The 14,643-nt window shown below is 30.8% G+C and carries 14 protein-coding genes and 1 pseudogene; all 15 read left to right on the top strand.

Annotation, left to right across the window (positions count from 1 at the left end):
- The first annotated feature begins 231 nt into the window (after positions 1-231).
- The 15 genes and pseudogenes from HMPREF1984_RS08315 (at position 232) to HMPREF1984_RS11650 (ending at position 14,633) form a co-directional block, all read left to right on the top strand.
- A complete protein-coding gene (locus tag HMPREF1984_RS08315; RefSeq protein ID WP_021767519.1) occupies positions 232-969 on the top strand; it encodes an HAD family phosphatase in 738 nt (245 codons plus the stop codon).
- A 38-nt stretch (positions 970-1,007) separates the two neighbouring features.
- Positions 1,008-1,982: an NAD(P)-dependent oxidoreductase gene (locus HMPREF1984_RS08310; protein ID WP_021767518.1), complete on the top strand. Its 975-nt coding sequence runs from the start codon at positions 1,008-1,010 to the stop codon at positions 1,980-1,982.
- A 37-nt stretch (positions 1,983-2,019) separates the two neighbouring features.
- A complete protein-coding gene (locus HMPREF1984_RS08305) occupies positions 2,020-2,664 on the top strand; it encodes an HIRAN domain-containing protein (protein WP_021767517.1) in 645 nt (214 codons plus the stop codon).
- A 26-nt stretch (positions 2,665-2,690) separates the two neighbouring features.
- Positions 2,691-3,005 (top strand): hypothetical protein, encoded by a 315-nt coding sequence (locus HMPREF1984_RS08300; RefSeq protein WP_021767516.1) that lies wholly within the window; start codon positions 2,691-2,693, stop codon positions 3,003-3,005.
- 75 nt (positions 3,006-3,080) lie between these two features.
- Complete coding sequence (locus tag HMPREF1984_RS08295; protein WP_021767515.1) at positions 3,081-5,756, top strand: cation-translocating P-type ATPase; 2,676 nt, start codon at positions 3,081-3,083, stop codon at positions 5,754-5,756.
- 155 nt (positions 5,757-5,911) lie between these two features.
- The gene (locus HMPREF1984_RS08290; RefSeq protein WP_021767514.1) at positions 5,912-6,199 is read left to right on the top strand and encodes an HU family DNA-binding protein; all 288 of its coding nucleotides are present in this window, start codon (positions 5,912-5,914) and stop codon (positions 6,197-6,199) included.
- 190 nt (positions 6,200-6,389) lie between these two features.
- Positions 6,390-7,355, top strand: coding sequence for an ABC transporter substrate-binding protein (locus HMPREF1984_RS08285; RefSeq protein WP_021767513.1), 966 nt, complete (start codon positions 6,390-6,392; stop codon positions 7,353-7,355).
- Positions 7,356-7,403: 48 nt separating this feature from the next.
- The gene (locus HMPREF1984_RS08280) at positions 7,404-8,375 is read left to right on the top strand and encodes an ABC transporter substrate-binding protein (protein WP_036100224.1); all 972 of its coding nucleotides are present in this window, start codon (positions 7,404-7,406) and stop codon (positions 8,373-8,375) included.
- A gap of 41 nt (positions 8,376-8,416) precedes the next feature.
- Positions 8,417-9,559: an ABC transporter permease gene (locus HMPREF1984_RS08275; RefSeq protein WP_021767511.1), complete on the top strand. Its 1,143-nt coding sequence runs from the start codon at positions 8,417-8,419 to the stop codon at positions 9,557-9,559.
- Positions 9,560-10,345, top strand: a complete 786-nt coding sequence (locus HMPREF1984_RS08270; protein ID WP_021767510.1) for an ABC transporter ATP-binding protein — start codon at positions 9,560-9,562, stop codon at positions 10,343-10,345.
- A gap of 293 nt (positions 10,346-10,638) precedes the next feature.
- Entirely contained in the window at positions 10,639-12,801 is a 2,163-nt protein-coding gene (locus tag HMPREF1984_RS08265) for a hypothetical protein (protein ID WP_021767509.1), read from the top strand.
- A 39-nt stretch (positions 12,802-12,840) separates the two neighbouring features.
- Positions 12,841-13,278 (top strand): hypothetical protein, encoded by a 438-nt coding sequence (locus HMPREF1984_RS08260; protein WP_021767508.1) that lies wholly within the window; start codon positions 12,841-12,843, stop codon positions 13,276-13,278.
- An 87-nt stretch (positions 13,279-13,365) separates the two neighbouring features.
- Positions 13,366-14,148: a hypothetical protein gene (locus tag HMPREF1984_RS08255; RefSeq protein WP_021767507.1), complete on the top strand. Its 783-nt coding sequence runs from the start codon at positions 13,366-13,368 to the stop codon at positions 14,146-14,148.
- Positions 14,149-14,204: 56 nt separating this feature from the next.
- A pseudogene (locus HMPREF1984_RS11715) lies at positions 14,205-14,390 on the top strand (DnaJ domain-containing protein); the annotation flags it as partial.
- Between the two features lie 33 nt (positions 14,391-14,423).
- Positions 14,424-14,633 (top strand): hypothetical protein, encoded by a 210-nt coding sequence (locus tag HMPREF1984_RS11650; protein ID WP_021767506.1) that lies wholly within the window; start codon positions 14,424-14,426, stop codon positions 14,631-14,633.
- The last annotated feature ends 10 nt before the right edge of the window (positions 14,634-14,643 follow it).

Below are 14,643 nucleotides of genomic sequence, written 5' to 3'. Positions count from 1 at the left end.
TTTTTCCACCCCCATATATATTATAGAGCCTTTTAAAAAAGAGATGATTAAAATATGATGATGCTTTATACTGAATTATTTTCAGATATGCTATTTAAGATAACAAAAAATTTTGAATGTAATACATAGATAACGCATACATAAAGCTTTAAAGTCTTTATTTTCAAATGTTTGTTGAAATATCTACTATTATAGTATATAATATAAATAAATTGAAAATAGGTGATGTGTATGAAAAGAAATATAGCGGCATTTTTTGACATTGATGGGACGATTCATAGGAATTCCCTACTTATTGAGCATTTCAAGCTTCTTGTGAAATATGAGTATATTAATGTAATGTCATGGGAAGGGAAAGTGAAGGAAAAGTTTTCCAAATGGGAAAGTAGAACAGGAGATTATGACGATTATCTTGAAGAACTTGTAGAAATTTATGTGGAAGCACTGAAAAATTTCAGTAAGGCTGACATGGATTTTCTTGCAAAAAGAGTTATAGAACTAAAAGGGGATAAGGTGTATAAATACACAAGAGACAGACTTTTGTATCATACTAATGAAGGGCATGAAGTAATTATTATTTCAGGAAGTCCAGATTTTTTAGTAGGAAAAATGGCTGAAAAGTATAATGTGAAAAATTACAAAGCTTCAAAATATTTAACAGATGAAAAAGGGATTTTTACTGGAAAAGTTATACCAATGTGGGATGCTAACAGCAAAAAGAAAGCAATTGCTGAATATTGTGAAGAATACGATATAGATTTGGAAAAATCGTATGCATACGGAGATACAACAGGAGATTTTACAATGTTTAAGAAAGTCAGAAATGCAATTGCAATAAATCCTGCAAGAAAATTGCTTGAAAAAATAAAAAAAGATAAGGAACTTAGGGAAAAAGTAATGATTATAGTTGAAAGAAAAGATGTTGTATATAAACTTAGACCTGATGTGGAAATTGTATCAGATATATAAATATAATATGAAATTTAAGAAAAGGATGAGAATACATTATGGACAAGAATCTTAAAATAGTTTTTCTGGATAGAATAACAGCCGGACCGATTGAACTTAAGGAAAGATTTTCAAAATATGGAGAGTACATTGAGTATGATGATACAGATGCAGATCAGATTATAGAAAGAATAAGTGATGCAGATGTAATAATAACAAATAGGATTAAGCTGAGAAAAGAACATTTTGACAAGGCTTCTAAGCTGAAATTGGTTCTTATAACTGCTACCGGTTTTAATCACATTGATATTAAGAGTGGAAATGAAAAAGGTATAAAAACTGCCAATGTTTCAGATTATTCTACAAATTCAGTGGCACAGCTTGCAATTACCTATCTTTTGAATGCCTTGACACCAATAACGGAATACAGTAAAGAAGTAAAAAATAACAAATGGCTGGATATTACGATTCCTGAATATCAAAGTTATCCTGTAAATGATGCTGAAGGAAAAATTCTTGGAGTAGTGGGATTTGGAAATATTGGGAAAAGGGTAGCGGCAATAGCGGAAGTTTTAGGAATGGAAGTAATGGTTGCAAAAATTCCTGGAAGAAATTATGATGAAAATAAATCACAAAATATTCATGAAAAAAGGTACGATTTAGATGAAGTACTTGAAAAATGTGATATTCTAACACTTCATACACCTTTGACGGAATTAACGAGGGATTTGATAAATCTTGAAAGAATGAAAAAAATGAAAAAAAGTGCAGCAATATTGAATCTGGCAAGGGGACCTGTTATAAATCAGGAAGATTTATACTTTGCATTGAAAAATAAAATAATAAAATCAGCTGCAATTGATGTTACAAGTGTTGAGCCTGTTGAAAAGGATTCAAAACTGTTTGAACTGGAAAATCTTATTATAACACCTCATATAGCATGGAAATCTGAAAAAAGTCTAACTAGACTTATGGATGAAGTGGAGAATAATCTTAAAATGTTTCTTGAAGGGAAACTTGAAGGTCTGAAGTAAAGGTTGATGAATAATACTTAGAAGAGGTGAATAAAAAATGTTTTCAAATACATTTAGTGGGATAAAGCTTGAATTTGACGGGCTTTATTATGGAGGAAACTATGAAATAGAAATTTTTTCTGATGGAAGACTATATTATTCATATATTGAGAACGACTCCATAGAAATAAAAAAAGGCTCATTTCAGGTAACCCAGAAGGAAGTAATGATTTTTGAGGAAATGATGGAATACTTTGAGTTTTTAAAAACCCAGAGAAACTATATGGTAAGTGAATATGGATTTGGAAATGGTGTACTTGTAATACAGAAAAAAAATGGAAGAGAAGAGAAAATCCGTTCAGGTAAGGAAATGATGTTTGAATATGCTAAAATTCTGATTGATAAATATACTGTAAAATCAAGACAGATATTCTTACTGGATACATACCTTGCAGGAATAAAATATATAAGAAACTTCAATATTAAAATGAGATATGCTAATGTACTTGATTTATTCAGGGAGTTTAATGGAGCTTCGTTAAATCTGGTGGCTGTATATAATGAAAATAAGGAAAGAGTCGGGTATCTTCCAAAAGAACAGAGCGAAATAATTGCAAGACTTATAGATTCAGGAAAAAAAGTAATAGCAATTCCTATTCCCTTTGATGCGGAAGTTGCGTTAAAAGTTTATCTGGTAGATTAAAAGCATACATTGAAAATGAGAAATATGTGATAGCTTATTCCTATATATTTATTGATGAAAAATATATAGATTCAAAGGGCTATCCTTTATTTGATAAAGTTAACAACTATACAGAAGATGCAGATATGAGGGATTATGGTTTTAGTCCTAAAATAGACATGAAACATCTTAATTTAATGCCTAATTATGAAGTGATGAATAGAGATGAAGTGGAAAAATTGCTGGAATCTGTACATGGAATTGAATATGATCTGTTTAAAGATAAAAAACTGCTGAAATATTTAAGATATTATGACAGAAATCTAGGTTATGAAGGAGAAGACTGGTGGCCTTCAAATTAATTTATTTTACTATTGCGAAAATATTACAAATCATATATAATAGTGAAATAAAAATATAGAGAGGTGGAATGAAATATGTGGTTTACAAAATCACAGGAAGAAGTACTGAAAGAGCTGAATGTAGATCCTAAAACAGGACTGACGACAGAAGAAGTAAATAAAAGACTTGAAAAATATGGACAGAATAAATTAAAGGGGAAACCTAAAAAGAGTTTATTACAGCTGTTTGTAGGGCAGCTTCAGGATGTACTTATTTATGTGTTAATAGGTGCGGCAGTAATAAACATAATAGCTCATGGGCTTGAAGGAGTTACTGATGCTATAATTATACTTGCAGTTGTAGTTATAAATGCAGTTGTAGGGGTAGTTCAGGAGTCAAAGGCTGAAAAGGCACTGGAAGCATTACAGCAAATGACGACACCTAAAAGTGCCGTAAGACGTAATGGGGAAGTTGTAGAAATAAATTCAGAAGATTTAGTTCCTGGAGATATAATAATAATTGATGCAGGGCGTTTTATACCAGCTGATATAAGACTTATAGAAAGTGCAAATTTACAGATAGAGGAATCTGCATTAACAGGGGAATCAGTTCCTAGTGAGAAAAATGCCAACTTTATTACAGAAGATGCTAAAATACCTGTAGGAGATAAGGAAAATATGGCGTTTATGTCTACAATGGCTACTTATGGAAGAGGAGAAGGAGTTGTTGTAGCAACTGCAATGGAGACAGAAATTGGTAAAATAGCTAAAATACTTGATGAAGATGAAAACACACTTACTCCATTACAGGTAAAGCTTGATAAGCTTGGGAAAACATTGGGATACATGGCAATGGTAATTTGTGGACTTATATTTGTAATAGGACTTTTACAGGGAAGAAACTGGATAGATATGCTAATGACAGCAATAAGTCTAGCTGTTGCTGCAATACCTGAAGGGCTTGTAGCAATAGTTGCAATAGTTCTTTCAATGGGAGTAACAAGAATGTCGAAAATAAATGCCATTGTAAGAAAACTTCCAGCTGTAGAAACTCTCGGAGCTGTAAATATAATCTGCTCAGACAAGACGGGAACATTAACGCAGAATAAAATGACAGTTGTAAAAATCTATACTCCTGACAATCTGAGAGAAGTTCCGTCAGAAGGCAGAGATTTTGAAGCAAACAGGGATGAAAAAGAACTGATAAGATCATTTGTACTGTGTTCAGATGCTTCAATTGATAGTGGACAGGATATAGGAGATCCGACAGAAGTTGCATTAGTTGTACTAGGAGATAGGTTCAATCTTGAAAAGAATACATTGAATACAGAATATAAAAGAGTAGGAGAATTTCCTTTTGACTCAGACAGAAAATTAATGTCTACATTGAATGAAGAGGAAGGGAAATACAGAGTTCATACTAAAGGAGCTATTGACAATATTCTTGTTAAGTCTGACAGAGTACTTGTAAATGGTAACATTGTTCCTTTAACTCAGGAAATGAAAGATAAGATATTAAAAGCTGCAGAAGAAATGTCTGACTCTGCTTTAAGGGTTTTAGGAGTAGCATTTAAGGATACAGATGATATGATTTCTGCAGAAGAAATGGAAAAAAATCTTGTTGTAGTAGGAATTGTCGGAATGATAGATCCTCCGAGAACAGAAGTTAAGGATTCGATTATAGAGGCTAAAAAAGCAGGAATAACTCCGATTATGATAACAGGAGACCATAAAAATACTGCTGTTGCCATTGCAAAGGAACTTGGAATAGCAACAGATATAAGTCAAAGCTTAACTGGAGCAGAAATAGATGAAATTCCGGATGAACAGTTTGCAAAGGAAATTAACAAATATAGAGTTTTTGCAAGGGTTTCTCCTGAGCATAAAGTTAAGATAGTAAAAGCATTTAAGGAACAGGGAAATATAGTTTCCATGACAGGAGACGGAGTAAATGATGCACCATCATTAAAATTTGCTGATATAGGTGTAGCAATGGGAATAACAGGAACTGACGTTTCAAAAGGTGCAAGTGACATGATTCTTACAGATGATAACTTTACTACTATTGTTCATGCAATAGAAGAAGGAAGAAATATCTACAATAATATTAAAAAGACAATAATGTTCCTTCTTTCATGTAATCTTGGAGAAGTAATATGTGTGTTTATTGCAACAATGTTTAACTGGCCTTCACCTTTACTTCCAATACAACTGTTATGGCTTAACCTTGTAACTGATACATTGCCTGCGATTTCACTTGGAGTAGATCCTGGAGATAAGGATGTTATGAAAAGAAAGCCAAGAGATCCTAAAGAAAGCTTTTTTGCAGAAGGTGCAGGATATAGGGCGGCAATAGCAGGAGTACTTATTGGAGCTTTAACTTTAGCGGCATTTTATATTGGTGTAAAGGAACATGGATTTGCAGTCAGCGAAGTAATCAATAATGAAAGTAAAGAAGCTTTAAATGCAATGACATATGGAAGAACAATGGCGTTTATAGTGCTTACTGTATCTCAGTTGTTCTATTCACTGACAATGAGAAATAGTAAAAAAACAATATTTGAAGTTGGATTCTTTAAAAATAAAGTTTTAATTTTATCAATCATAGTTGGAATAGTTTTACAGGTAGGATTAACATCGATACCTGGAATTGCCCAAATATTCAAAGTTACGCAGTTATCGTTTACTGATTGGGATATAGTAATTATATTTGCTTTAATACCGTTCTTAGTAAATGAAGGGATAAAAGTTGTTACAAGAAGAAAAAAATAAACAACTTTCATAAATATAAAAATTAATTTATAGTTAATTAAATAGAAAAAGTAATCTTTTTACTTGACAAATTGAAAAAATATATTACAATATATTATATAGCTTAAGGCTATATTATCAGTTTTAAGTACAATTAATAACAGGAGGACAGTAGTATGTCAAAAAAAGAATTTGTGGAAGCTTATGCAAAAGCTACAGGAGAAACTAAAAAAAGAGCAGAAGAATTAGTAAATGAATTTTTAGGAACTGTTGAAAAATCATTAGCTAAAGGAAATAGCGTTCAATTTGTAGGTTGGGGAACTTTTGGAGTTCAAAAAAGAGCTGCAAGAAAAGGAAGAAACCCTCAAACTGGAAAAGAAATCAAAATAGCTGCTAAAAAAGTAGTTAAGTTTAAAGTTGGAAAAAAATTAGCTGATAAAGTAGCTGCATCAAAAGCAAAATAGAAATAATTTAAATTTAATATGAAAATAGAAAAACTGTTTCTAAAAAAATGGGAACAGTTTTTTTATATCATGGATTAAAAAATTGAATAGTAATTATTTAATATATGAATAATATATATATTGCTTTAAGTAGAAAAAAATGTTATTATTATACTGTTAAAAAATTAGTAGGATAGTAGGAGGAGTAGGAATGAAAAAAATATTTTTATTAGTGGGCATTGCTATAATGCTTGTTTTAAGTTGTGGGAATGAAGGAAAGAACAGCAGTGAAGCAGGAGGAGGAAAATCCAAGGACAGTTTCAAGATAGGGATTACTCAGATAGTTGCCCATCCTGCGTTGGACAGTGCAAGGGAAGGTTTTAAAGATGCCTTTAAAGAAGCAGGTTTAAAAGTAGTTTTTGATGAGAAAAATGCTAATGGTGAAATCGCAACAGCAAATATGATTGCGAATAATTTTGTTACAGAAAAGGTTGACATGATTTATGCAATAGCAACAAGTACTGCACAGGCTGCAGCACAATCAACAGATAAAATTCCAGTAGTATTTTCAGCTATCACTGATCCGGAAGCAGCTGGAATTCTTAAGAAAAATGTGACAGGAATAAGTGACAGAGTAAATGTTAAGCAGCAGTTGGAACTTTTACTGAAACTTGACAGTAAAATAAAAAAAGTAGGTGTCATTTATAATTCTTCAGAACAAAATTCAAAGGTTCAAGTTGATGATTTGAAAAAAGCCGCATCAGAACTTGGAATAACAATTGTGGAAAAAAGTGTTACGCAGGTAAGTGAAATTCCACAGGCTTCAGAAACTTTAGTGAAAGAATCAGATGCATTATATTTTCCAACAGATAATTTAGTGGCATCTGTAGTAAATCTTATTACTGAGAAGGCAATAAAAGCAAAGAAAATAGCATTTGGTGCTGAATCAGCCCATGTAAAAGGTGGAGCTTTGATAACTCAGGGAATAGACTATTATGAAATGGGTAAAGAAGCAGGAAAAATAGCTGTTGACATATTGAAAAATGGTAAAAATCCTTCTGAAATAACTTTTAAAAAGATGGATTTAAATGATATAGTAATTAACAGTAAAACATTGGCGGCAATTGGAATAAGTTTGCCGGAAGATATAAAATCAAAAGCGAAAACAATAGATTAAATATAGAATGTGGAAATAAAATTTAAAATTCTAGTTGGGAGAAAAATAATGAAAAAATTAATGGTATTAATCTTAAGTACTCTTATGCTTTTATCTTGTGGAAAGCCAGGTGAAGTTTCAAATAAGAATAATGAAAGTAAAGGTAGCGGAGGAAATGAAACTTATAAAATTGGTATTACCCAGATAGCAACTCATCCTTCATTGGATTTAGTTAAACAAGGTTTCAAAAAAGCATTTGAAGAAGCTGGAATAAAAGCTGTCTTTGATGAAAAAAATGCAGAAGGTACTATATCGAATGCAACTTTAATAGCTAATGGATATAAAACTGATAAAAAGGATTTAGTTCTGGGAATTGGAACACCTTCAGCTCAGGCATTAGTAAATACAATATCAGATATGCCTGTATTATTCTCAGCTGTTACTGATCCTGAAAGTGCAAAACTGCTTAATAAAAATGTAACAGGTACAAGTGACAGACTTGATAATGTTGGCGAACAGCTTGACTTGCTTTTAAAATTAAAGCCGGAAGTAAAGAAAATAGCTGTATTGTATAATCCTTCTGAACAGAATTCAGTTGTTCAGGTAAAAGAAATAGAAGCAAAGGCGAAAGAAAAAAATCTGATTGTTATGCTGCAAGGGGTAAGTTCATTATCAGAATTACCTCAAGCTACTAAAAATGCATTGGTTGAAAGTGATGCATTATACCTTCCAACTGACAACTTGGTAGTTTCCGGAATAAAATTAATTACTTCAGAAGCAAAAGCTGCTAAAAAGCCTGTTGTTTCAAGTGAAAATTCTTCTGTGGAAGCAGGAGCGTTATTCACAATGGGACTTGATTATTTTGAACTTGGAAAAAGAACTGGAGAAATGGCAATTGAAATTTTAAAAGGGAAACCGGTAGATCAGATACCATATGAATTATCTAAAAAAATGACTTTATATGTAAATGAAACTACTGCGGCAGAACTAGGACTGGATTTGAAAAAACTGGACTTAACAAATGCCAAAATATATAAATAAGAAGGAAAGTAAATTAAAGAAAGAAGGATAGGAAAAAGTAAATGAATGAATTATTAATATTTATACAAAGTCTCCCGACAGCAATGAAAACAGGGCTAATATATTCAATAATGGTAATGGGGGTTTATATAACTTATAAGATTCTGGATTTTCCGGACTTGTCAGTGGATGGAACATTTCCATTAGGAGGATTTATATTTGCAGCCTTTTCACTGTCTCAAAATGGTTTTTTTGGTATGACTAATCCAATAATAGGATTAATCCTTGCAACTATTGGAGGAATGCTGGCCGGGTATATAACAGGAGCATTGCACGTATATTTTGATATTGAAGGTCTACTGGCGGGAATACTTGTAGGAACAGGGCTTCACAGTATAAACTTTAGAATTAACAGTTCTTCAAATGCAATAATTCCTGGAGATAGAAGTATATATGAAATGATAACATATGAAAAATACTTTATAATATTTACAGTAGTTTTTGTGTTATTACTTATTTTAAAAGGATTCTATGACTATAAAATAAAAGAAAATAAATATGTAATAAGAACAATGATTGTCTACGTAATTATATTTATACTTTTAGAGTTTTATGTGGTTTCAACACAGGATATTAAACTTATGCTGACTGCATTAATAGTATTTATAATTAAAATGATAATTGATTATATACTTACTTCAAAATTTGGATTTGCATTAAGAGCTTTAGGAAACAATGAACAGCTTGTTGTAAGTCTTGGAGTAAATGAAAAAAGGCTTAAAATTTTTGGTCTAATGATTTCTAACGGACTGGTGGCATTGTCTGGAGCATTGTTTGCTCAGGATTTAAAAGTAGCGGATTTACAGTCTGGAGTTGGAACAATCGTAGTTGGACTTGCGGCAATAATACTTGGGCTAGGTGTACTTAAAAAATCAAGAATGGTAAACGAAATTTCAATAATAATAGTAGGTTCATTGTTATACTACTGTATAGTAAATATGGCATTGATGTCAAATAACTGGACACAGAATCTGTACAGAAACTTGAATATCAATGAAAATATAACTAAAATACTGGAAGTAAAACCTACAGATACTAAAGTAATTACTTCAGTAATTCTTGGAATAATTTTATGGAATGAATATAGAAAAAAATCAAAAAAAGGTAAAAATAAAGCAAAATTACTGGAAAAAGGAGAAGCATAGATGATAAAAATAGAAAATTTATATAAGACATTCTTCTCTGAATTAGGTACTGAAAAAGAAGTATTTAAAAATCTGAATTTAGAAATAAATGATGGAGATTTTATAACAATAATAGGAAGTAACGGGGCAGGAAAATCAACATTACTGAATGTTCTGAATGGACAGATAATGCCTGATAAGGGAACTGTAATGTTGAATGATATTAATCTTACTAATGTTGAAAGACATAAGAGAGCTAAATGGATTTCACAAGTTTATCAGAATCCATCTCAAGGAACAGCTCCTTCAATGACTGTTCTTGAAAATCTTTCAATGGCTAAAAATAAAGGGAAAAAATTTAACTTTACTTTTGGTCTTGATGTTAAGAATTTAAATTTCTATAAACAGCAGCTGGAAAGTATAGGACTGGGACTGGAAAATCAGTTATTTACACAAGTTGCGTTATTGTCAGGAGGACAGAGACAATGTCTTTCACTAATAATGGCAACATTAAATCAGCCGGATATACTTCTACTGGATGAACATACTGCGGCACTTGATCCTCAGACTTCAGCTATTATTTTAAATAAGACAAAAGAAATTATAGAAAAAAATAATATTACAAGTTTGATGATTACACATAATATGCAGGATGCAATAAATTATGGAAACAGGCTGATAATGTTACATGCAGGTGAGATAATATTTGATATCAGAGGAGAAGAGAAAAAACACCTGACTGTAGAAAAGTTGCTTGAAATGTTTAAAACAAAGGATGCAATGTTATCAGATAAAGATGTATTTTAAAAATAAGACAATTACATAATTATCTCAATGGGAAGATGACTATCACATGATTTATTTTAGTCACTGTCTCTTTTGAGATAGTTTTTTATTTTAGAAAATAGCTAAAATATTGGTGTTCAGAATAATTTTATAAAATAGATTAAAAAAAAATAATATTTTACTTGACAAAATTTAAAAATAAGTGTATTATATTTTTAATTAATAATTAGTTAATTTAAAATTTTAACTATTTATAAAATAAAGGGGGAGGAAAAGTATAAAATATTTATAATATTTTAATGCTTTATTTGAGTATGAATAATAAAAATATTATTACACAGACAAACAGAACAATTCTATTTGAGGAAATAAATCCTGAAAAACCGGATTTACTGACATTGATTGATGAAGTAAAGGATATGGATTCCCTTTCTGATGAAAGGATAATAGAAATTAATAAATATCTTTTAGTATCAGATTTTGATGATTTTCTTAAAAAATTTGAACCGAAAGTTTACAGTTATTACAATTCAGCTACACAAAGTATAAAATATCTTTTAAAAAGGCCGGAAGGAATACCGGATGAACTAATAAATGAGATAAAAATAGACAATGGAAATACGTTTTTTAAAATGTTAAATACGCTTATAGAAGCAAGAAAGTCACAGGGAAATAAGAATGTTGATTTTAAATTTGAAAATATTCTGGAATTACTTTCACCGAAAAAGGTAATTGAGGATATAAAGCAGACTAGAAAAGAAATTGCATATATTTATAACAAATATGAGGAACTTGATGAAGAAAATCCGCAGAAATTTGAGCTTGGTGACAGGCTTAATGAAAAATTTGAGGAAGCATCACATAATTACAGTAACGTCCTTGGTATGCTGCCTTTGGCTATTGAAGATATTAAAACCAGACTTCTTTTAGGCCACGATGAAAATACATTTAAATCAGATCAGATAAAACTTGGAATGTTAAAGGTTGGAAATAAAGGGGAACTGGAAGTAATCGAATATAAGAAGGAAGAATCAAATGCACTTGCAATTACAGAGGATAAAAATACAAATGCCCTAGTCGCAACATTTAAGGAAGATTATGAAAATGTCACCGAAGAACCAAATGAATATATAAAAGATCTGGTTGTAAGAACATTTGTACCTTTGGCAGAAAGTATTGTAAATATTGAACCTGAACAGGAAGTAAAAAATTATAATAACTATTTGAGCTTTTATAAGGATGCACAGGAAAATTTCATTAAAATTGCAAAACCGTTAATTGAAAAGCTTTTAGGTGTAAAAATGTTTTTTGAGCAATATAATACAAAACTTTCCTTAATGAAACCAAAATTGCTTGTAACAAATATTAAATCGGAAATGCTTGTTAAAACAGGAAATAAAGAGAGATTAAAAGCTTTTTTTAATACTGTCAATGCAAAAAATGACTTTGAAAATACAATATGGTTTGGGATATATCCAAATGTAGATCTGGATATAAATAAAAAGGAAAAGAAAATAAGGGAAAGATTTAAGGGGAAACAGAATGAAGAAAAACCTGAAAAAAATACAATGGAAACTTTAACAAACCTGATGACAGTTTTAGGAGAATATAAGGTACAGATATTTTTCAATTTTGAAAGAAATGATGAAACAACATTTAACAGTCTTGCAGTGGAAGGCCCTGACAAATATATGGAAAAAACTGCAATTCTGGAAAATCAGAGCTATTCAGAATATGTGATACCTGTAATTCCTAATTTTACAATAATACCGAAGGATAAGTCAGGAGTGCTGCTGGACTATAAAATGAAGTACGAGGAAGAAAATGGAGTGAAACTGTCTTCTGAAAAGGAAGATCTTATGAAATTCTGGATTGAAGGGATATATATAGATGGAGCATATGTGGCAGCAGGAATTACAGGGGCATATCAATGTCCTAACTATCTGAGGGAAAGATTTACTTCAGTTTCACAAATATATCCTGGTGTAAGGTTTGATATAGAATCTGAGGATAACTCATATAAGGCCAGAACAACTATGGCAAAGGAAATATCAGGTTTTACAAATACTATTAAAGACAAAATAAACCAGTTTGGATATGGATTTATATTTTCTTCAGATACAGCACATGTAAAAAAAGAGAAAATAAGAAATATTATTGTCTATAAGGCTAGGACATTGTCAAAAAATAGTGATGGAATATATGAACCGTTATATAAGACTTTAACAACAACTTTTATAGAGAGAACATTGAGATTTATAACGACAGATTTTAAGGAAGACAAGCTGGATTTCTTTTTCAGTACACATCCTGAAAGCCAGAAATCCATATGGGTAAAAGATGAGAAGTTTGTTAACGGGATTATGCAGAAGGGTGACGATATGTCACATATTATAGATGAGGAAAACGGTATATGCCAGCTGAATATAACATTTGCAGGAAATGTTAAAAATCTTCAGGTGGAAATAAATAAATAGGTTGCAACAAATTTAAATAAATATTTAAGGAGGTAGTTAATGGGTTTTAGACTTAATGTAAAGGGACAAACTGAAGAAATTTTACTGGATAAGGAGAGTATTCTTGATGTCAGGTATATATCAGAAACTCCAGATGACTCGAATGCACGTGCGACAGACCTAAGCGTAATACTTGAAATTAAAGGGAAAATTTTAGCGGCGGCAGGTGGAGACACTGAAGATGACACAAGAAAAGTAGCAAGATGGTCGCTAGTACCGTCAGAATCGAGTGATGCTTACAGACAGGCTTCGCTGGAAATAATTTCTGCAGGTCAGATGGTAAGAAAAATTGACATGACAAATGTATTTGTGGTGGACTATATTGAAGAATATGGAAATCAGGCAGGTACAGGTACGTTTATTCTGAAAATCAAACAGAAAAAGGAAAAGGTAAAAGAAGTAGCAATTGAAGGAGGTTATGCTTCACAGGAGGCATAACCAAATGAAACGGGATGTCTTTGAGAAGATATATTTTCAAAGACAGTCCTGTTAAATAACTATACAATATAGACTGGGGTTAAGAGAATGTTTGAAAATAGATACCCCATATTTAAAAGGGGAGAACTGATAGATAAAAAAGAACTGGACTTACTTAGGGATAATCCTGAAGAAATGCTGAATCTCATGTATATGGACAGAAAAAATGGAATAATTAAGGGATTTGAAATAGTAAGTGATACAGAAAAGAGAGAAGTAAAAATAACTGGAGGAATAGCAAAATATGGGAAAAATATTTATAGAATGAGAGAAGATTATATTTTTCCAATGCCGGAGGTTGAAAATAAATATATATTGAAATTGAGGCTTATTTCAGATATAGAAGATAAAAAATATTATATAAGAAGGGGAGAATTTATACTTACAGAGGAAGAAAAAATTCTGGATAATGAAATAGAAATAACTAGGTTTATAACTAGAACAGGTGCAGAATTGAGAAATGATTATAAAGATTTTAAGGATTTGAGAAGAGATTTCAATTTGCTTGAAATAATAAATGTAAAATATTCTTCCAAAAATGAGAAAGGAACCTTACATCCGGAAATATTAAAATTATGGGGTATGGAAGCTTCTAAAAAGGAAAATCTTGATATATTTGATATTAATTTTTATAATAGCTGTTTGCAGGGGGAAATTATTGAAAGGGAAGTAATAACAGCATATATAAACAGAAAATTAGGTAATACAAATGAAGATTATACTAATGAAGAGCTTTATGAGAACCTTTTAAGGATTTTGGAAAATCTTGGGGAGGAAAGAACTATAAAAGAGAAAAAAAGAATAATTCCTAAAAAGATAACGATTGAATAGTTAGTGGAAGAGGTTTATAAAAGGGGGTAAATAAATTTGAAAGGAGGTAGTAAAGGATAAAAGAAGATTATTATGAAATTTTAGGGGTTTCAGAGAATTCAAAAATAGATGAAATAAAATCAAAATATAGGAAATTAGCTTTTAAGTATCATCCAGACAGAAATCCTGATAATGAAAGTGCTTCAGAAAAATTCAGAAAAATTTCTGAAGCATATGAAATATTATCAGATAACAGAAAAAGAGAAGAATTCGATAAAAAGAGAAAAGAGCCAGATTTGAAGGCTTCTAAAAAGGAAAAAAGAAATTTCAATGAATATAGGAATACTTCCAGCAGCTTTTCCTTTATGCCTGATGACATAAAAAATATGTTTAATTCCAGATTTAATGTGGAAAATATTGATAAAGTAAATAGGAAGAATTCAGAGAAATATAAGAAAAATATAGAAAGAAATTTTGAAGATTTTTTTAAGATGAAAAAGAAATAGCTAAAAAATT

It is taken from the genome of Leptotrichia sp. oral taxon 215 str. W9775 (assembly GCF_000469505.1).
In the GTDB taxonomy this organism is placed as follows: Bacteria; Fusobacteriota; Fusobacteriia; order Fusobacteriales; family Leptotrichiaceae; genus Leptotrichia_A.
The sequence above is the reverse complement of the archived record's forward strand: the minus strand, read 5'-3'. Positions and strand labels throughout refer to the sequence as shown.

What these genes read in the sequence shown, in the direction of transcription:
- HMPREF1984_RS08255 (WP_021767507.1), top strand. Translation starts at nt 13,366, where the DNA reads ATGTTTGAAAATAGATACCCCATATTTAAAAGGGGAGAACTGATAGAT.
- HMPREF1984_RS08275 (WP_021767511.1), top strand. Translation starts at nt 8,417, where the DNA reads ATGAATGAATTATTAATATTTATACAAAGTCTCCCGACAGCAATGAAA.
- HMPREF1984_RS08285 (WP_021767513.1), top strand. Translation starts at nt 6,390, where the DNA reads ATGAAAAAAATATTTTTATTAGTGGGCATTGCTATAATGCTTGTTTTA.
- HMPREF1984_RS08290 (WP_021767514.1), top strand. Translation starts at nt 5,912, where the DNA reads ATGTCAAAAAAAGAATTTGTGGAAGCTTATGCAAAAGCTACAGGAGAA.
- HMPREF1984_RS08280 (WP_036100224.1), top strand. Translation starts at nt 7,404, where the DNA reads ATGAAAAAATTAATGGTATTAATCTTAAGTACTCTTATGCTTTTATCT.
- HMPREF1984_RS08270 (WP_021767510.1), top strand. Translation starts at nt 9,560, where the DNA reads ATGATAAAAATAGAAAATTTATATAAGACATTCTTCTCTGAATTAGGT.
- HMPREF1984_RS08265 (WP_021767509.1), top strand. Translation starts at nt 10,639, where the DNA reads ATGAATAATAAAAATATTATTACACAGACAAACAGAACAATTCTATTT.
- HMPREF1984_RS08305 (WP_021767517.1), top strand. Translation starts at nt 2,020, where the DNA reads ATGTTTTCAAATACATTTAGTGGGATAAAGCTTGAATTTGACGGGCTT.
- HMPREF1984_RS08310 (WP_021767518.1), top strand. Translation starts at nt 1,008, where the DNA reads ATGGACAAGAATCTTAAAATAGTTTTTCTGGATAGAATAACAGCCGGA.
- HMPREF1984_RS08260 (WP_021767508.1), top strand. Translation starts at nt 12,841, where the DNA reads ATGGGTTTTAGACTTAATGTAAAGGGACAAACTGAAGAAATTTTACTG.
- HMPREF1984_RS08295 (WP_021767515.1), top strand. Translation starts at nt 3,081, where the DNA reads ATGTGGTTTACAAAATCACAGGAAGAAGTACTGAAAGAGCTGAATGTA.
- HMPREF1984_RS08315 (WP_021767519.1), top strand. Translation starts at nt 232, where the DNA reads ATGAAAAGAAATATAGCGGCATTTTTTGACATTGATGGGACGATTCAT.